Origin of the sequence: Nonomuraea turcica, from assembly GCF_030718205.1 — a bacterium.
Classification (GTDB): domain Bacteria; phylum Actinomycetota; class Actinomycetes; order Streptosporangiales; family Streptosporangiaceae; genus Nonomuraea.
Genome location: NZ_JAUZQF010000022.1, coordinates 122,341 through 139,857, shown reverse-complemented (window position 1 = coordinate 139,857; position 17,517 = coordinate 122,341). Strand labels below are relative to the sequence as shown.

The following is a 17,517-nucleotide window of genomic DNA, read 5'->3' as shown; positions in this document are numbered from 1 at the left end:
TCGGTGGGCGGGGTGTACAAAGGGCGAGTGACGACGAAGGTTACCTGGGCGCAGATCCTCGCGTGGCGCCTGCGCAGGCAGTTCGTGAGCGGAGCCGGCGGGCCCGACGCCGTGAGCGTGGCCCGGAGGTTGTGCGGCGTGCAGACCCAGGTCCCGTCGTCGGCGCAGCTGGCGGTGGCGGTCAGGAGCGCCGAGCCCGAGCCCGGCGAGATCGACCGCGCCCTGTGGACCGACCGGACACTCGCCAAGACGTGGATCATGCGCGGCACCCTCCATCTCGTCCCCGCCGACGAGCTGGCCGGATACTGCGCCGCCCTGAGCACGTTGCGGTTCTGGGAGAAGGGGTCGTGGCAGCGCGGCCACGGGGTGACCGCCGCCGAGATCGCTGCGATCATCGAGGCGGTCCCGCAGGCGCTGAGCGATGGGGCTGGGCGCCCACTGACCCGCGAGGAGCTGGTCGACGCCGTGGTGGCGGTGACCGGCAACGCTCACCTGCGGCAGGCGCTCACCTCCGGTTGGGGCGCGCTGCTCAAGCCGCTCAGCCGCCTGGGCGAGCTGTGCTACGGCCCGCCCCGCGAAGGCAGGGTGACGTTCACCGCCCCGCGCGCCTGGATCCCCGGCTGGCCCTCCGAGCCGCCGCCGTTCGAGGAGGCGGGCGTACGCGTGGCGCGGGCGTTCCTCGGCGCGCACGGCCCGGCGACGCCGGAGATGTTCGATGCCTGGCTGTTCGGCGGCGTGGCCAGGAAGGCCGTGCTGAAGGGCTGGTTCCGCGACCTGGCGCCGGAGCTGACCGAGGTCGAGACCGAGGACGGGACGACCCTGCCGGCGCTGAAGGAGCACCTGGACGACCTGGCGGACACCCGGCCGTCGGCCGAGGTCCACCTGCTGCCGGGCTTCGATCAATACATTCTGGCCGCCCCGCGCACGCTGGCCCCGCTCCTCCCGCCGTCGCTCAAACCCAAGGTCAGCCGGCAGGCAGGGTGGATCTCCCCCGTGGTCGTCCACGGGGGCCGGGTGGCGGGCGTCTGGGAGGCCAGGAACGGCGACATCGTCCTGGATCTCGACGCGCCGGTGCCCCAGTGGCCGCTGGAGGAGGCCGTCGCCCGCGTGCGCGACCTCCTGAAACCCTAGGACGTGGTGCCCGCCATGACGCGGTCGACGATGCCCTTGGTGCCCTCCTCACGGGCGCAGTGGGCGCAGCAATACCAGTGGTCACCGGCCTGGACCCCGTGCCCGATGACCTTGGTGCCGCAGTGCTCGCACACCGGTGCCATGGCCTCGATCGCGCACTGGAAGCAGTCGAAGGTGTGCACCGATCCCTGCGCGTGCACCTCGAACGCCATGTCGTAATCGTTGCCGCAGCTCTCGCAGACAGCCATGGTGATCCCCTTTGCAGTCGTGTCCGCCCGGGGGGATACCCCGTTCCGTGCTCTCCTTTCCCCAAAGCATCACCATAATCAGGCCGTCTCCGCCCGTCACGAACGTTCCACCGCGAAGCGGGCCACCAGCGGCAGTCCCAGCAGCCCGAGCGCGGCCAGCGCCACGGGCAGGCCGAACCACCCGCTCAGACCGGCCACGAGCAGCGGGCTGACCACGAAGCCGGTGTACGAGATCGTGGACACGCCCCACACCAGCGTCCCGCTCGGATCGTCGGCGGCCGAGCGGCTGAGCAGGGCGGGCACCAGCGGCCCGAGCGCCAGCCCGGTCACCGCGAACCCCACCATGGAGATCACTACGGTGCCGCCCAGGGCGGCCAGCGCGATGCCCGCCCCGCCACCCACCCCCGCCACCAGGTACATCGCCCTGAGCGGCACCCGCGGCAGCGCCTGCACGATGAGCCGCCCGGCGGTGAGCGCCCCCATGTAGACCGCGGGCGCGGCGCTCGACACGAGCGGCGTGGCGCCGCGATGGTCCTCCAGCAGCAGCACCGACCATTGCTCGACCGAGTTCTCGATGATGAGCACGCAGGCTGCCAGCGCCCCGAGCACGGCGGCGACCCTCCAGAGCCCGCGCCTGCCGGTGTGCGAGGGGGCTTCGGCTGCCGTACGTCTCATGGGCAGTGCCAGCAGTGACAACGACGTGACGACCACGATCACCGCGATGGCCGCGAGCACCGCGCCGGCGCCGTACCCGAGCGAGCGGGCCAGCCCCGTGGCCGGGGCGGCGGCGATGACCCCGACAGGGAACGCCGCGTGCACCAGCTGGAAGAGCCGGCGGCCGCTCTCGCGTTCGACCCGCCCGGTGGCCAGGTTCAGCGCGATGTCCAGCGCGCCGCTGGCGGCGCCCACGAGCAGCAACGCCGCCCCCAGCTGCCAGAGCGAGCCGACCAGGCCGACGCAGGCCACGCTGAGCGCGAACAACGTCGTGGTCACCATCAGGGCAGACCGCTCACGCCCCCGTGCCAGCCGCCCGGTGAACGCCATCGCGGGCAGGGCCCCGACCGGTACGGCGCTCAGGGCCAGCCCGAGGTCGCCCGCCGAGATGCCCAGCTCCAGCTTGATGGCGGGCAGCAGGGCCGACCAGGAGCCCCAGAACACGGCCCAGGCCGCGCAAACCGCGATGAGCGGCATCCAACCCCCTTGCAATTACGGTCAAGTCACAGTAAAGATCATCGATGTCCTTATATCCCCTGTCGAAGGGAAAACCGTGCTCACGCGAACGGTCATCGCGGCCGCTCTGGTCGCCACCGGGATCGCCGCCCTTCCCTCCTCCGCCTACGCCGCCACGGCGCGCTACACGCCTGAGCGCATCTGCGGCCCCGGCTTCCACCGCGTCAAGGACGGGCACCGGGCGATGAAGACGCGCGGCGCCGTGTTCGGACACGTGTACCTCATGTACAACAAGCGCTCCGGCAAGAACTGCGTCGCCGCGATCAAGACCGTCTACCAGGGCATCCGCTCGGTGACCGGCGCCTACCTCGAGGTGAAGGGCGGCGGCAAGTCGCAGGACGAGCAGAAGTATCGCTACTACGCCGAGACCGGCCACCTCGACGGGAGCTGGAAGTGCGTACGCTACGCCGGTTGGACCCGCGACCCCGCCGGCCGGGTCGAGGCGTGGGGCGGCCGTCAGTCCTGGGGTAACTGCCTGGGCTGACCGCGGCATCCAAGGTTTTCCTCCGAAGCTGTCACAACCGGGCGGCCTATCCCGTCCTGTTGATGTAAGAGCGAAAACTGAGGAGGCTCACATGACCCAGCGGATCAACGTCGCCAAGAACATCCCCGAGGTGTACCACCACTTCCTGGCGGTGGAGAAGATCCTGCACGACAGCGAGCTGCCGGCCGCCACCATCGAACTCGTCAAGCTGCGCGCCAGCCAGATCAACGGCTGCGGTTACTGCGTGGACATGCACAGCCGCGACATGAAGAAGGCGGGCGAGAGCGACGAGCGGTTGTGGATGGTGGCGGCCTGGCGTGAGGCCACGGTTTTCACGCCGGCCGAGCGGGCCGCGCTGGCGCTGACGGAGGAGGCGACCAGGCTGCCCGACCGGGAAGGCGTGCCGGACGCCGTGTGGCAGCAGGCCGGCGAGCACTACAGCGAGAAGCAGCTCGCGCTGCTGATCGCGACGATCGCCATGATCAACGCCTGGAACCGGATCGGCGTCACCGCCCGGCTCACGCCCGGTACCTGACCTCGTGGAAATGCATTGAGCCGGACCGGCACTGGAGCTAGGTTGGCGCGCATGGCGGGTGGCAAGCGCCCGCCAAGCCGTCGCCAAACGGCGCGGCGCACAGTCGTGAAAGGAGAACGACGCGCTTCGGAAGGGGGATACACCGTGAAACGCGTCAAAGTCACCAAGGCGACGGCCAGGCGACGTCCGCGGCCCGCCATGGAGTTGGACCTGCGTTCACCGGCAGGTCGCAGACTCCCCTACTGACTTGCTCCTTACAGCAAACTTACGGGGGTATCTGTAGATAACATAGATAACAAGAACATCACGGGGGGCTCACGATGAAGAGGCTTGTGGCGGTGCCGCCACACGTTGCCAGGCACAAGGTCCGCGACATTCGGTCGGCAGACCGCCACAAGCCGCCCGCAGATCCCAAGGTGATCGATTTGCGGGCCTACACCGGCAGGAATGTGATCCGTTTCCCCGGCGGTCCCACGCCTGCCGCCTAGCCCACCGGACGACCCAGGCCGGCGTGCGGCCTGGGTCGTCGCAGGTCAGGAGGCGTACAGCTTCTTGGCGTACGTCTCGCCGTAGTAGCTCTCGAGCTCCTCGAGGCTCTCCTGCACCGCCTGCACGTCCTTGACCAGCCGCGCGTGCGAGGGCAGGTTATCGCCGCCCCAGGTGTCCGGCTTCCACAGCCCGGAGCGCAGGAACGCCTTGGCGCAGTGGAAGAAGATCTGCTCGATCTCCACGACGAGGGCGAGATGCGGGCGGTGACCCTTGACGATCATCTCATCGAAGAACGGGGCTTCGCGGACGAGCCGCGCCCGGCCGTTGATGCGGAGGGTCTCGTTGCGGCCGGGAATGAGAAAGACCAACCCTACATGCGGATTTTTCAGGATATTGAGGAATCCGTCCGCTCTGCGGTTCCCTGGGCGGTCCGGGATGGCGATCGTCGCGTCGTCGATGACGTGGACGAACCCGGCGGGGTCGCCCTTGGGCGAGACGTCACAGTTGCCCTGGTCGTCGGAGGTGGCGATCAGACAGAACGGCGAGGCCGCCAGCCACTGCCGGTCGCGCTCGTGCAGGCGTACCCGCTCCTTGCTGGCCGCCCTCGGCATGACCTCCCCTAGCAGTTCGCGCAGCTCAGCCTCGGACCCGATCTCCGCCCAGCTCATGTGATCTCCCTTCGAGGGTTTCCCTGATGATTTTGTCAGGAATGGGAGCCAACATCCGGTGTGGTGTCCGAAGGGCGAGACTGACCAGGTCCTCGCGCGTGTCATGGCGCAGGCCCGGCCCGGGGCGGACCTCGACCTCCTCCAGCGGGACGCTCCGACGGCAGGCCGGGCAGCCGGACTGGGGGTCGAGCCGAGTCCGGCAGGTCACGTGGTGGTACAGGCGACGGGGGCCGTGCGCGGCGAGATGGCGCTCGCCCCACTGCGTCAGGGCCAGCACGGGCGGCCAGAGCTCGCGGCCCATGGGGGTCAGGACGTACTCGTCGCGCGGCGGCGCATCCTGGTAGCGGCGTCGGTCGAGGACGCCGGCCGCGACGAGCGTGGCGAGCCGCTGGGAGAGAACGGCTCGCGGGATGTCGAGGTGGGCCTGGAAGTCGCCGAAGCGCCGCACGCCGTACATGGCGTCGCGGACCACGAGCAGCGTCCACCGCTCGCCGATCACCTCCAGGGCCTTGGCGAGGGAGCAGTCTTGACCGTCGTAGTTCTTGCCGAGCGCCATGGGGCGCATGTTAGTTCATTCACCGAACCGTGCTAGCGTGCGGCACCATGAGTTCAATGACCGAACCGGCCATCGAATCGCGCATGGCCGACCTCGACGGCCTGCGCATGCACTACCTGATCGCCGGCGAAGGGCCGTTGCTGGTCCTGCTGCACGGCTGGCCGCAGACCTCCCACTGCTGGCGGCGGCTCATCCCCGCCCTGGCCGGCAACTTCACGGTCGTCGCGCCCGACCTGCGCGGGTACGGCCGCACGGACAAGCCGGTCACCGGCTACGACAAGCGCACGATGGCGGCCGACATCCGCGCCCTGGCGCGCTCGCTCGGCCACTCCACGCTCGTGCTCGCCGGCCACGACCGGGGCGCCAGGGTCGCCCACCGCTACGCGCTCGACCACCCAGGCGAGGTGGAGCGGCTCGTGGTCATGGACATCATCCCGACCAGGGAGATGTGGCGCAGGTTCGACATGACGACCGGCCTGGCGTCGGGCACCTGGCACTGGACGTTCCACCTGCAGCCCGATCTGCCGGAGCGGCTGGCGGGCCAGGACGTCCGCGGCTACCTGGGCTATTTCTTCGAGAAGTGGACGGTGCAGCGCTCACGGCTGGACGTCGAGGAGTACGTGCGCGCGTTCGAGCAGCCGGGCGCACTGCGGGCCGGGTTCGAGGACTACCGGGCCTCGTTCCCGCACGACGCCCAGCATGACGACGCCGACTGGGACGCGGGCCGGCGCCTGGAGATGCCGGTCCTCGCGCTGTGGGGCGCCGCCGGGCTGCCGAGCAGAGTGCCGGTGCTGGACATCTGGCGGGATTACGCCCTTGACGTGCGCGGGGCCGAGATCCCCGAGTGCGGGCACTTCCTGGCCGAGGAGCAGCCGGACGCGGTGCTCGCCCACCTGTCGAACTTCCTGCTGCCCCGCTGATCACCAGCGGCGGGCGTGCGCCATCGCCCCCAGGTAGGCGTCCCGCTCCACCGCGAACCTGGCCGGGTCCATGCCCCGCCGTTCGGCCCGCAGGTGCAGCATGGTCAGCTCGGTGGCCGCCTGCTGATAGTCGCTCATGGCCCGGCCGAGCCCTGCTCCCCTGGCCCACCTGCGGGCCGCCTTGCGTGCCGACAACGTGCTGAGCATCCGGACGTCCTGGTCGGTGACGAGCCCGGTGGGCCGGTAGCCGGGCAGGTAGACGGCCATCTTGCCGACGAGGTGGCGGCGTTCGACGACGGTCACGACGATCAGCAGGACGAGCGCCGCCATGATCACCAGGTACGCCACGCCCAGCCAGGCCAGCGAACCCGTGGTGGCCGAGCCGTTCCAGAGCGCGTGCAGGAAGACCGCGCCGAGATAGCCGAGGGGGATCGCGGCGAACCTGGCGGGCGAGCGGCTCGTCAGCGCGTAGGCGACGCCGAGGCCGATCATCGAGGTGTAGACCGGGTGGCCGAGCGGGTCGATCAGGCCGCGCAACACGAACAGCTGGATCGCACCGCCGACGCCGTCCTCGCCGAACGCGAGCAGGTAGTAGCCGACGTTCTCGACCGCGGCGAAGCCCAGGCCCGCCATGGAGGCGTACACGATGCCGTCGGTCAGGCCGTCGATCTCGCGCCTCCTGCGCAGGAGCAGCAGCAGCGCCGAGCCCTTGAGCGCCTCCTCGATCACGGGGGCGAGCAGGACGGTGCCCATGTTCTCGGCGACCGCGGCGCCGTAGCCGGCCCTGACGAACAGCTGCTGGCCGAGCAGCGTGAACCCCACGGCGACCACGACGGCCACCCCCGCACCCCACGCGAACGCGAACGCCAGATGCAGCTTCGGCTCCGGCTCCAGCCGATCAAGGGAGAGCACCGCGGCCAGCAGCACCGGCAGCGGCGCCACCGCGAGCACCGCCGACAACGCGAACCCGGCGGGCCCGCCCGAGATCAGCATGAGGGCCAGCACGAGCAGCGCGAGGATTCCCGAGACGACCAAGCCGATCACCAGCGCCTTGCTGGGGCGCTGAGCAAGCAAAGGAGCTGTCATGGTTGGCGCCTCTCTTCCCGTCTGATCCGCCCACTATGCGCGCCGCGCATCTACAGACGCTTAACGATGACTTGAATCTCGGTAGTACGGATCCGCCACGATGGGCTCACCCTCCGTGTACGAATACACCTCCCGGCCGGAAATGAACACTCTCAGCGCCCGGCTCATGACGTCCAGCGGATCCCCGGACCAGATGACCACGTCGCCGTCGAGCCCCGGCCGCAGCGCGCCGACCCGGTCGTCGATGCCCATGATGCGGGCCGGGTTCACGGTGATCGACCGCAGCGCGGCGTCGCGGTCGAGTCCGTCCTTGACCGCCAGCGTGGCCTGGTGGACGAGGAAGTGGATCGGCACGACGGGATGGTCGGTGGTGATGGCTAGCTCGACCCCGGCCCGCGCCAGGATGCCGGGGTTGCGGAGCGAGCGCTGCCGCAGCTCGACCTTCGACCGGCTGGTGAAGAGCGGCCCGATGATCACGGGGACGTTCCTGGCGGCCAGCGTGTCGGCCAGCAGGTGCCCTTCGGTGCCGTGGTTGATCACCAGGCGGTAGCCGAACTCGGCCGCCAGCCGCAGCGCGGTGGCGATGTCGTCGGCCCGATGCGTGTGCTGGCACCACGGCAGCTCGCCGTCCAGCACGCGGACCAGGACCTCCAACGTGCCGTCACGGTCGAACGGCTTGCCCTCGTCCGCCGCGGCGGCCTTCCTGGCCTTGTAGTCCTGGGCCTTCATGAACGCGTCGCGGATCACCGCCGCGACCCCCTGGCGGGTGGAGGGCAGCTTCTTCTGGTCGCCGTACACACGCTTGGGGTTCTCGCCGAGCGCGCTCTTGACGCTCACCGGCTCCTTGATCAGCATCTCGTCGACCGTCCTGCCCCAGCACTTGACCGCGACCGTCTGGCCGCCGATGGGGTTGCCGGAGCCCGGCTTGATCACGGCGGTCGTCACGCCGCCGGAGAGGGCGTCGGCGAAGGCGAGGTCGGCCGGGTTGATCGCGTCGAGTGCACGCAGGCGGGCGCCGTTGGGGTCGGTCATCTCGTTGGTGTCGCTGCCGGCCCATCCCTCGGCCTCCTCGTGCACGCCCAGGTGGCCGTGGGCCTCGACGAAGCCGGGCAGCACCCAGCCGCCCGCGGCGTCCACGACCTCGAAGCCGTCGGGGATCCGCACGTCCGCGCCGACCTCGGCGATCCTCCCGTTCACGATGAGAACGACGCCACCGTCGATGGGGGCACTGTCAACGGGCACGACATATCCGCCAGTAATAGCAAAATTCACGACTCGTAACTTATCGGGCAATGGGTAGCAGGCCTGAATGATCGCGGAACTGTACGAGCGCTGGCTGCTCGAGATGTGGAACGGAGACTTCAAGCTCGCCCACGACCTCGTCACCCCCGGCTTCGTCGGCCACTGGCCCGGCATGGACGTGCACGGATCCGATGGGCTGGTGGAGGCGCTGCGACAAGGGCACGCGCCCTTCGACGACGTCAAGGTCACGCTGGACGTGGGCCCGATCGTGGACGGGGACCGGGTGGCGGCGCGGTGGACGTTCAGCGGCGCCTACCGGGGCGGTCTGCCCGGCGCGAGCGCCGCGGCGGGGACGTGGGTGGCCTTCAGCGGCCACGACATCCTGCGAGCCGACGGCGACAAGTTCGCCGAATACTGGGTGATCTCGGACGCCCAGACGTTCAACCGGCAGCTTGGGATAGGGTGAATCGTCCCCAACCCCGATGGAGGACGATGAGGTGCCGCAGGAAATCGAACCGGGCGCGGGACTGAGGTCGCTGACGGACGAGGAGATGACGCTGCTGCTGGCGCAGCAGCGTTTCGGCGCGCTGGCCACCAACAAGAGCAGCGGCCACCCCCACCTGTCCACCGTCCTCTACACGTGGGACCCGGGCCAGCGCGTGGTGCGGATCTCGACCATCGCCGACCGGCTCAAAGTGCGGGATCTGCACAAGGACCCGCTCTGCGCTCTCTACGTGACCAGCAACGACTTCTGGTCGTACGCCGTGGCCGAGGGCGAGGCGGAGCTGTCGCCGGTGACCACGGAGCCCGGGGACGAAGTGGGCATGGAGCTGCTCGCCATGCAGACGGGCCTGACCGACGAGGCGGCGTTCCTGCGGCAGATGGTGACCGACCGGCGGCTGGTGATCAGGCTCAGGGCGTCACGCCTGTACGGGACCGCACTCGGCCTCTAGCCCGGCTCCTGTTGTAGGCCACGGTCGCGATCACGATCAGCACGAGTCCCAGGTCGATGGCGGCCGACCAGCGCATGGCCGCCACGTGGCCGCCGTGCCGCGCGACCGCGAAGAACACCGCCCCTATCACCGCCACCCCGCCGGCCCCCGCGAACTGCTGCGCCGTGCTCAGCATGCCGGAGCCGATGCCGGCCTGGTGCGGCTCGACCTCCACCAGCGCCGCCCCGATGAGCTGCGGCAGGATCAGGCCGTTGCCGGCGCCGACGAGCACGAGCGCGGCCATGACGTACGGCAGCCCGAGCCCGGCCGCGGCCACCAGCAGGCCGAGCCCGAGCGCCGTGACCGTGCCGCCGATCATGACGACGATCAGCCCGTACCTCCCGACCAGCCGCGTCCCGAGCACCGAGGTAACTGAGAACAGCACCCCCATCGGCGCGAACGCCAGCCCCGCCTGGAACGCCGTCAGCCCCATCCCGCCCTGCAGCAGCAACGTCAGCGTGAACATGAACGCGGCGAAGTACGCCATGAAGGCCACGATCGACCCGACGCCCGCCAGGTAGGAGTGAACCTTGAGCAGCGCCAGGTCGAGCACCGGCTGCCCGCCGCGCGCCCCGAGCAGCCGCTGCCACCGCCAGGTCAGCGCGAACACCGGGACGCTCGCCGCCATGCTGACCCAGGTCCAGGCGGGCCAGCCCAGGCTGTTACCGAGGCCGAGCGGCACCAGCACCAGCGCCAGACCCGCGGCCAGGCCCGCCGCGCCCGGCAGGTCCAGCTTCGGCCGGCGGGCCGTGTCGACGTGCGGCAGCAGCCACGCGGCCAGCGGCACGACGACCAGGCCGACAGGCAGGTTGATGAGGAAGACGATCCGCCAGCCGAGGCCGAACACGTCGGCCGTCAGCAGCAGCCCGCCCAGCACCTGCCCGGCGATCGAGCCCAGACCGCCGACCGCGCCGTACCAGCCGACGGCTCTGCTCCGCTCCCCCGGCGGGTAGACGGCCGAGATCGTGGCCAGCACCTGCGGCACCATCGCCGCGCCCGCCAGGCCCTGCAGGAGGCGGGCGGCGACCAGCTGGGCCGGGTTCACGGCGATCCCGCACAACACCGAGGCGACGGTGAACGCGGCCACGCCCCAGATAAACAGGCGCCGGTAGCCGTAGCGGTCGCCCAACCGGCCCCCGGTGATCATGCCGGCCGCGTACGTGAAGGCGTAGCCGCCGACGATCAGCTCGAGGGCGGCGGGGCCGGTGTGCAGGTCGTGCTCGATGGAGGGGGCGGCCACGTTGACGACGAAGAAGTCGAACTGGGCCATGAACCATGCGGAGAGGAGGATGACCAGCGTACCGGCAGATCTCACGACATTCAGGCTAGATCGTCGTCGCGGCGTGATCCCCCTTGCCCCGTCCGGGCGTGTCGTTTGCTCATCACCCCGGCACCGTGGGTCTACTCTTCTCTCAACTGTTGGTCATGCAATCTTGTCACCGTCGGTCCGTAGGCCCCTCTCCACCTGAGGAGACCCATGTTCCGATGTCTGGTGCTCGTCCTGGCCACCGCCCTGTCCGCTCTCGCAGCCCCCGCCACCGCGGCCACCGCCGCCCCGGCGGTGCTCAATGTCGCACACCGAGGCGCGTCCGCGTACGCTCCCGAGAACACGATCGCCGCCTTCGAGCTGGCAGGCAAGCAGCGGGCCGACATGTTCGAGCTCGACGTCCAGGAGACCAAGGACCACGAGCTGGTCCTCATGCACGACACCACCCTGTCCCGCACCACCAACGTGGAGCGCGTCTTCCCCGGTCTGTCGCCGTGGAACGTCGGCGACCTCACGCTCGCGCAGATCCGCAAGCTGGACGCCGGCTCCTGGTTCAGCGACGAGTACGCCGGCGAGCCGGTGCCCACGCTGGGCGAGGCGCTCCGCGCGATGAGCGGCTCCGGCATTGGCCTGCTGCTGGAGGTCAAGAAGCCGGAGCTCTATCCGGGGATCGAGCAGCGCATCGCCGACGAGCTGCGCCGCCACTCGAGCTGGCTCGCGCCGGGGCGGCTGGTGGTGCAGTCGTTCACCTTCGAGTCGATGCGAAGGTTCCACCGGCTGCTGCCGGATGTGCCGATCGGGCTCCTCGGCACACCCTCCACCGCCGAGCTGCCCGAGCTGGCAACGTTCGCCGACCAGATCAACCCGCCGTACACCACGCTCACGGCGTCCTACGTGCGCCGCGTCCACGGCCTCGGCATGCAGGTCCTCACCTGGACGGTGGACAACCCCGACGTCATGCGCCGAATGCTGACCTACCGGGTGGATGGCATCATCACCAACAAGCCGGACGTGCTACACGAGTTGCTGGACACCTGATGTCCGGACGGCCGACCCGCAGGGGATCGTGGCAGGCGAGCCGCTCTGAAGGCAACGAGTTCTGCGTCGCTAGGAGTCATACCGGGTGATGCCGTCGCTGTCGTCGAGATTGATCTCGTCCCGCTAGTGGCGCACCAGCCAGAACGCGACTCCCCGGCCAGTGAGTGGGGTCCGGATCTGGGTCGACGGTCACGTACGGCGAACACCGATCGGGGCTGCTCAGTCAAGCACCGCGAGGTGATCAGCGGCACCCCCGTGCCACTCGATCATGAAAAGGGTGGCGTCGTCGCTGGTGCGCCGGCCTCGTTCCCCCATCAGGGTGTGGGAGAGCCGGCGCAGATCCGCCCGCACCCCCGCCGGCGGCTCTTCCCCCAGACGGTCGACGCAGCGGATGAGGCGTTCCTCACCGAACGGCTCCCCGCCGGTGACGTGCTCCTCGATGATGCCGTCGGTGTAGCACAGCACCCGGTCGCCCCGCTGGAGCAGGTGCTTTGCGATTCGGGGCTCCTCACCGCCGAAGCCGACGGGCAACGTCGTCGCGCTCTCCAGCTTGCACACGACCCGGCCATCGCGGATCAGCAGCGGCGCGGGGTGGCCCGCGTTGACCAGCTCCAGCTCACCGGTGGTGATGTTCAGGTGCATCAGTTGCGCCGTGACGAAGTGGTCGGGCCCGAACTGCCGGGAGACGGCATCGTCCATGAAGGCGTACTTCTCGGCCAGGCTGACGAACACGCGCCGGGCATGCCGGTAGGCGCCGATGGCGATGGTCGCCATCGAGGCGGCGTCCAGGCCATGGCCCATCGCGTCGATCACAGCCACGTGCAGGATGTCGTCGTTCAAGGCGTAGTCGAAGCTGTCGCCGGCGACGCGGTAGGCGGGCTCCAGCATGCCGGCCACCTCGACCTGCGGCACGGACATCGACAGCGGTGGCAGCAGGCTCCATTGGATCTCCGCGGACACACTCATCGGCTCCCGGCGCCGGGCCAGGAAGAACTGGTCGGTGTAGCAGTTTTTGGTGACCAGCATGTCCGCGACCAGCCCGGCGAGCCGGCGCAGCAGGCGCCGGTCGTCATCGGTGATGGCGTCCAGGGTCAGCGCCATCACCCCCACCTGATCGCTTCCGTCCAGCAGGGGCAGGTACATCCGTACCCCGCGGGCCTGCGGAACCTCGACGACATCTACGCGCAGGAAGGCCCGGCCGGCGGGGGAACCGACGATCGGCTCGGGCCGGCCCACGTGCAGCTTCCTGCCCGGAAGCGGCACCAGCAGCTCTTGGGCGTAGTCCTGGAGCAGAATGGAGACATCACGACCGCCGATTCTGGCCACTTCCTCCGCGACCAGCGGAGCGACCAGCTGCGGCGGCAACAACCGCGCCCTGTCCAGCAGGAGGCCGAGCAGGCGCTCACCGAAACCCTCCGACCGGTCCACGATCTCCTTGTCCATGGCCGGGTTCACCCCCTCTTTCCCGCATCACGCGCCGGAGCGGCCCATGAACCATGCGCAGCCTGTCGGCCGGGCCGGGCTTCCACCCCGCTGTTGATCTCCCTGGGGTGAGATCCACGCTACGATCGCCGGCCTGCTCATCGTCATCACCGTGGCGGGTGGGCCAGGCAAAAATCCCGCCAACGGGAAGGCGGTCCTCAGCGGGGACCGGGGCCACCGGCGGGCAAACCGAAGCGGGCGAACAGGTCGATGATCGCTTGAACAGGGATGGTGCTTTGGCTGGGGTGACGCAGGTGCCGGCCCGGAAGGATGGCATAGCGGTTACGCCGGCCCTCCCGCTCCCGCTCCACATAGCCAGCCTCCAGCAGGTCGGTCACGATGCTCTGGGCTGCTCGTTCGGTAATGCCGATGCTTTTGGCGATATCGCGGACCCGCACTTGCGGATCAGCCGCAATGAGCAGCAGCACGCGGGCGTGGTTGGTCAGAAATGTCCAACTGGAGCGTCGGTCAGCAGCGTCACCCACGTCCGTGACCGTCCCTCGGCAAGCAGAGAAGAGCCAGAACCCCGGCACACACCTGAAGTCTATATGAGGAAAACATCTTCAGGTGATCCTCTGGAGTAACCCCCACCTAATGGCGGGTCGGTCACACCAGCAGAGAGGCCCGGCCAAAAGGCCGGGCCTCTTCGTAACCCCAGCATGAGCAAGACCTCAGCCAAGGCGCCGAGTTCCGGTTAGATCGGAGGACTTCAGGGAGTCAGCTGCAACCGCTGGTTGATCCGCAGCCCTCGCAGACGTAGCAGCTGCCGGCAGGACGCATCTTGGTGCCGCAGGTCATGCAGAGCGGCGCGTCAGCCGTGAAGCGCTGGTGGCTCTCCAGCGTCAGCTCCTCCTGGGCCGCCGGTACCGGGTGGATCTCCTTCGGCTTCTGCTCGATCGGCGCCGACTGGGCCAGCGCCTCGCGGTCCACCGTCTCCTGCAACGCCGCCGGGTCCTCCCCACGCTGCTGCGCGGCCCGCTCGGCCGCCGAGAAGATACCCAGGGCCGCCCGCTCCTCGTAGGGCAGGTGGTCCAGGGCCAGGCGCCGGAAGATGTAGTCCATCACCGACGTGGCCATCCGGATGTCCGGGTCGTCCGTCATACCCGCCGGCTCGAACCGCATGTTCACGAACTTGCTCATGTACGTCTCCAGCGGCACCCCGTACTGGAGCCCGATGGAGATCGCGACGGAGAACGCGTCCATGACGCCCGCCAGGGTCGAACCCTGCTTGGACATCTTGAGGAAGACCTCGCCGAGCCCGTCATCGGGGTAGGACGAAGCGGTCATGTAACCCTTGGCGCCGCCCACCGTGAAGCGGGTGGTCATGCTCGGCCGCTGGTTGGGCATGCGCCGCCGGGTCGGCCGGTTGACCTCGATGACCTTGACCTCGGGCTCCTTGGCCGCCTCTTCCTTCTTGGCGCCGTTGCCGGCCGACAGCGGCTGGCCGACCTTGCAGTTGTCGCGGTAGACGGCCAGCGCCTTGAGCCCGAGCGTCCAGCCCTCCATGTAGACCTGCTCGATGTCGTCGATCGTGGCCGACTCGGGCAGGTTGACCGTCTTGGAGATGGCGCCGGACAGGAACGGCTGGGTGGCCGCCATCATGCGGACGTGTCCCATCGGCGCGATCGCCCGCTCGCCCATCGCGCAGTCGAATACCTCGTAGTGCTCCTTGCGCAGGCCGGGCGCGTCGATGACATGGCTGTGCTCGGCGATGTACTCGACGACGGCCTCGATCTGCTCCTGCTGGTAGCCGAGCTGCTTGAGCGCCCGCGGGATCGTCTGGTTGACGATCTGCATGGAGCCGCCGCCGACGAGCTTCTTGAACTTGACCAGCGCCAGGTCCGGCTCGATGCCGGTCGTGTCGCAGTCCATCATGAGCCCGATCGTGCCGGTCGGCGCCAGGAGGCTGGCCTGGGCGTTGCGGTAGCCGTTCTTCTCGCCGAGCTTGAGGCACTCCGCCCACTGGCGCGACGCCTCAGCGTGGATCTTGGCGTCCATCGAGCCGATCGTGCGCATGGAGTCGTTCGCCGCCGAGTGCTTGCGCATGACGCGCTTGTGCGGCTCGGCGTTCCTGGCATATCCGTCGTACGGCCCCACGACCCCCGCCAGTTCGGCGCTGCGGCGGTAGGACACACCGGTCATCAGCGACGTGATCGCCCCCGCCACGGCACGACCCCCGTCGGAGTCATAAGCATGGCCGGTCGCCATCAGCAGCGCGCCCAGGTTGGCGTAACCGATGCCGAGCTGCCGGTACGCCCGCGTGGTCTCGCCGATCTTCTCGGTCGGGAAGTCGGCGAACGTGATCGAGATGTCCATCGCGGTGATGATCAGCTCGGTCAGCTTGACGAAGTCGGCGACGTTGAAGGAGTTGTCGTCCTTCAGGAACTTCAGCAGGTTGATGCTGGCCAGGTTGCAGGAGGAATTGTCCAGGTGGACGTATTCACTGCACGGGTTGCTGGCGGTGATCCGCCCCGTTTCCGGGGTGGTGTGCCAGTCGTTGATCGTGTCGTCGTACTGCAGACCCGGGTCGGCGCACTCCCAGGCAGCCTTGGCCATCTTGCGGAACAGGTCCTGGGCGTCGACCGTCTCGATCACCTCGCCGGTGAGGCGAGCGCGCAGGCCGAACTTCTCGCCCTTCTCGACGGCCCGCATGAACTCATCCGAGACGCGCACCGAATTGTTGGCGTTCTGGTATTGGACGGACACGATGTCCTTGCCGCCCAGGTCCATGTCGAAACCGGCGTCCCGCAGCGCGCGGATCTTGTCCTCCTCGCGCGCCTTGGTCTCGATGAACTCCTCGATATCGGGGTGATCGACGTCGAGCACGACCATCTTGGCCGCCCGGCGGGTGGCGCCACCGGACTTGATCGTCCCCGCGGACGCGTCGGCGCCGCGCATGAAGCTCACCGGCCCGCTCGCGGTGCCGCCGCTCGACAGCAACTCCTTCGAGGAACGGATCCGGGACAGGTTGACCCCCGACCCCGAGCCGCCCTTGAAGATCACACCCTCTTCCTTGTACCACTCCAGGATCGACTCCATCTGGTCGTCCACGGAGAGGATAAAGCAAGCGCTTACTTGCTGAGGTGATTGGGTGCCCACGTTGAACCAGACCGGCGAATTGAACGCGAACACCTGGTGCGCCAGTGCGTGCTTCAGCTCGTGGTCGAAGATCTCGGCGTCCTCGTCGCCGGCGAAGTAGCCGTGTTCGATGCCGGTGCGCGTGTAGACGCCGACGACCCGGTCGATCAGCTGCTTCAGGCTCCACTCGCGCTGCGGGGTGCCCACGGCGCCGCGGAAGTATTTGGTGGTCACGATGTTGGCCGCGTTGACCGACCAGAACTCGGGGAACTCGACGCCCCGCTGCTCGAAGTTGACCGAGCCGTCGCGCCAGTTGGTCATGACGACGTCGCGGCGTTCCCACTGGATCTCGTCATACGGGTGCACGCCGGGCTTGGTGAAGATCCGCTTCATCTTCAGCCCCTTACGCGGACGCTTACCCCCGCGCGCTACTGAACCGCTGGCCGTCTCCGTCATGACTCCCCCTTCTCCGCCTTCAACTGTTTGATCTCGGCCTCGAAGTCCGCCAGGCTCTCGAAACCGCGATACACCGATGCGAAACGCAGGTAGGCCACCTCGTCGAGCTCCCGCAGCGGGCCCAGGATCGCCAGGCCCACCTCGTTGGAGGGGATCTCGGCCGCGCCCTTGGCCCTGATGGCCTCTTCCACCCGCTGTCCGAGCTGCGCCAGTGAGTCCTCGCTGACCGGTCTTCCCTGGCAGGCCCGCCGTACGCCCGCGACGACCTTGTCCCGCGAGAACGGCTCCGTCACTCCACTGCGCTTGCTCACCATGAGCAGCACGGTCTCCTGCGTGGTGAACCGGCGCCCGCACTCCGGGCAGGTGCGCCGGCGCCTGATGGCCGCGCCGTCGTCCGTCGAGCGGCTGTCGATGACCCTGGTGTCAGGGTGGCGACAGAACGGACAGTGCACGCTTCGCCTCCTCGACCTGCGGCCACCACACACGCAAATGGGTTGTGACGGGACGCTCACGCACACTCCACGGCTGGCCATGGAGCGGTCACGGAAACACAAGGTGTGGTGAACTACATCGGTGTAACTACTAGATGTTGTGGTCCAACCGTAGAAGCGCGCG

18 protein-coding genes are annotated in these 17,517 nt (G+C 68.8%); 7 read left to right on the top strand and 11 right to left on the bottom strand.

Features of this window, described 5'->3' with window-relative positions:
* Positions 1 to 27 precede the first annotated feature (27 nt).
* Complete coding sequence (locus tag Q9G87_RS43865; protein WP_305922550.1) at positions 28 to 1,131, top strand: DNA glycosylase AlkZ-like family protein; 1,104 nt, start codon at positions 28 to 30, stop codon at positions 1,129 to 1,131.
* On the opposite strand, the gene Q9G87_RS43860 is transcribed toward Q9G87_RS43865, so the two are convergent.
* Both Q9G87_RS43860 and Q9G87_RS43855 read right to left on the bottom strand, forming a co-directional pair.
* Positions 1,128 to 1,379, bottom strand: a complete 252-nt coding sequence (locus tag Q9G87_RS43860; RefSeq protein WP_305922549.1) for a hypothetical protein — start codon at positions 1,377 to 1,379, stop codon at positions 1,128 to 1,130. The genes Q9G87_RS43865 and Q9G87_RS43860 overlap by 4 nt on opposite strands.
* 96 nt (positions 1,380 to 1,475) lie before the next feature.
* A complete protein-coding gene (locus Q9G87_RS43855) occupies positions 1,476 to 2,570 on the bottom strand; it encodes an MFS transporter (protein WP_305922548.1) in 1,095 nt (364 codons plus the stop codon).
* Between the two features lie 76 nt (positions 2,571 to 2,646).
* Between Q9G87_RS43855 and Q9G87_RS43850 the strand changes: the two genes are divergently transcribed.
* Complete coding sequence (locus Q9G87_RS43850) at positions 2,647 to 3,093, top strand: hypothetical protein (RefSeq protein ID WP_305922547.1); 447 nt, start codon at positions 2,647 to 2,649, stop codon at positions 3,091 to 3,093.
* Positions 3,094 to 3,184: 91 nt separating this feature from the next.
* Positions 3,185 to 3,628: a carboxymuconolactone decarboxylase family protein gene (locus tag Q9G87_RS43845; protein WP_305922546.1), complete on the top strand. Its 444-nt coding sequence runs from the start codon at positions 3,185 to 3,187 to the stop codon at positions 3,626 to 3,628.
* 533 nt (positions 3,629 to 4,161) lie between these two features.
* On the opposite strand, the gene Q9G87_RS43840 is transcribed toward Q9G87_RS43845, so the two are convergent.
* Positions 4,162 to 4,785, bottom strand: a complete 624-nt coding sequence (locus Q9G87_RS43840; RefSeq protein WP_305922545.1) for a pyridoxamine 5'-phosphate oxidase family protein — start codon at positions 4,783 to 4,785, stop codon at positions 4,162 to 4,164.
* Entirely contained in the window at positions 4,754 to 5,341 is a 588-nt protein-coding gene (locus Q9G87_RS43835; RefSeq protein ID WP_305922544.1) for a winged helix-turn-helix transcriptional regulator, read from the bottom strand. The genes Q9G87_RS43840 and Q9G87_RS43835 overlap by 32 nt, the downstream gene beginning before the upstream one ends.
* 56 nt (positions 5,342 to 5,397) lie before the next feature.
* On the opposite strand from Q9G87_RS43835, the gene Q9G87_RS43830 reads away from it, so the two are divergent.
* On the top strand, positions 5,398 to 6,261 hold the full coding sequence (locus Q9G87_RS43830) for an alpha/beta fold hydrolase (protein ID WP_305922543.1): 864 nt from the start codon (positions 5,398 to 5,400) through the stop codon (positions 6,259 to 6,261).
* Here Q9G87_RS43830 and Q9G87_RS43825 read toward each other — a convergent pair whose 3' ends face one another.
* Together Q9G87_RS43825 and Q9G87_RS43820 are read right to left on the bottom strand one after the other, a co-directional pair.
* Entirely contained in the window at positions 6,262 to 7,347 is a 1,086-nt protein-coding gene (locus tag Q9G87_RS43825; RefSeq protein ID WP_305922542.1) for a PrsW family intramembrane metalloprotease, read from the bottom strand.
* Positions 7,348 to 7,407: 60 nt separating this feature from the next.
* Positions 7,408 to 8,619, bottom strand: a complete 1,212-nt coding sequence (locus tag Q9G87_RS43820; protein WP_305922541.1) for an amidohydrolase — start codon at positions 8,617 to 8,619, stop codon at positions 7,408 to 7,410.
* A gap of 37 nt (positions 8,620 to 8,656) precedes the next feature.
* Between Q9G87_RS43820 and Q9G87_RS43815 the strand changes: the two genes are divergently transcribed.
* Both Q9G87_RS43815 and Q9G87_RS43810 read left to right on the top strand, forming a co-directional pair.
* Positions 8,657 to 9,055, top strand: coding sequence for an ester cyclase (locus tag Q9G87_RS43815; protein ID WP_305922540.1), 399 nt, complete (start codon positions 8,657 to 8,659; stop codon positions 9,053 to 9,055).
* Between the two features lie 16 nt (positions 9,056 to 9,071).
* Positions 9,072 to 9,542 (top strand): TIGR03618 family F420-dependent PPOX class oxidoreductase, encoded by a 471-nt coding sequence (locus tag Q9G87_RS43810; RefSeq protein ID WP_305922539.1) that lies wholly within the window; start codon positions 9,072 to 9,074, stop codon positions 9,540 to 9,542.
* Here the strand turns inward: Q9G87_RS43810 and Q9G87_RS43805 are convergent.
* The gene (locus Q9G87_RS43805) at positions 9,502 to 10,896 is read right to left on the bottom strand and encodes an MFS transporter (RefSeq protein ID WP_305922538.1); all 1,395 of its coding nucleotides are present in this window, start codon (positions 10,894 to 10,896) and stop codon (positions 9,502 to 9,504) included. The two genes, Q9G87_RS43810 and Q9G87_RS43805, sit on opposite strands and share 41 nt — an antisense overlap.
* A 162-nt stretch (positions 10,897 to 11,058) precedes the next feature.
* Between Q9G87_RS43805 and Q9G87_RS43800 the strand changes: the two genes are divergently transcribed.
* The gene (locus Q9G87_RS43800; RefSeq protein ID WP_305922537.1) at positions 11,059 to 11,886 is read left to right on the top strand and encodes a glycerophosphodiester phosphodiesterase; all 828 of its coding nucleotides are present in this window, start codon (positions 11,059 to 11,061) and stop codon (positions 11,884 to 11,886) included.
* A gap of 219 nt (positions 11,887 to 12,105) precedes the next feature.
* On the opposite strand, the gene Q9G87_RS43795 is transcribed toward Q9G87_RS43800, so the two are convergent.
* From Q9G87_RS43795 to nrdR, 4 genes are all read right to left on the bottom strand, one after another.
* A complete protein-coding gene (locus tag Q9G87_RS43795) occupies positions 12,106 to 13,329 on the bottom strand; it encodes a PP2C family protein-serine/threonine phosphatase (RefSeq protein WP_305922536.1) in 1,224 nt (407 codons plus the stop codon).
* Positions 13,330 to 13,526: 197 nt separating this feature from the next.
* Entirely contained in the window at positions 13,527 to 13,796 is a 270-nt protein-coding gene (locus tag Q9G87_RS43790) for a winged helix-turn-helix domain-containing protein (protein ID WP_305922535.1), read from the bottom strand.
* A 289-nt stretch (positions 13,797 to 14,085) separates the two neighbouring features.
* Positions 14,086 to 16,902: a vitamin B12-dependent ribonucleotide reductase gene (locus Q9G87_RS43785; RefSeq protein ID WP_305922534.1), complete on the bottom strand. Its 2,817-nt coding sequence runs from the start codon at positions 16,900 to 16,902 to the stop codon at positions 14,086 to 14,088.
* Positions 16,899 to 17,354, bottom strand: coding sequence for a transcriptional regulator NrdR (gene nrdR, locus Q9G87_RS43780; RefSeq protein WP_043614619.1), 456 nt, complete (start codon positions 17,352 to 17,354; stop codon positions 16,899 to 16,901). Before nrdR ends, Q9G87_RS43785 begins: the two co-directional genes overlap by 4 nt.
* Positions 17,355 to 17,517 lie beyond the last annotated feature (163 nt).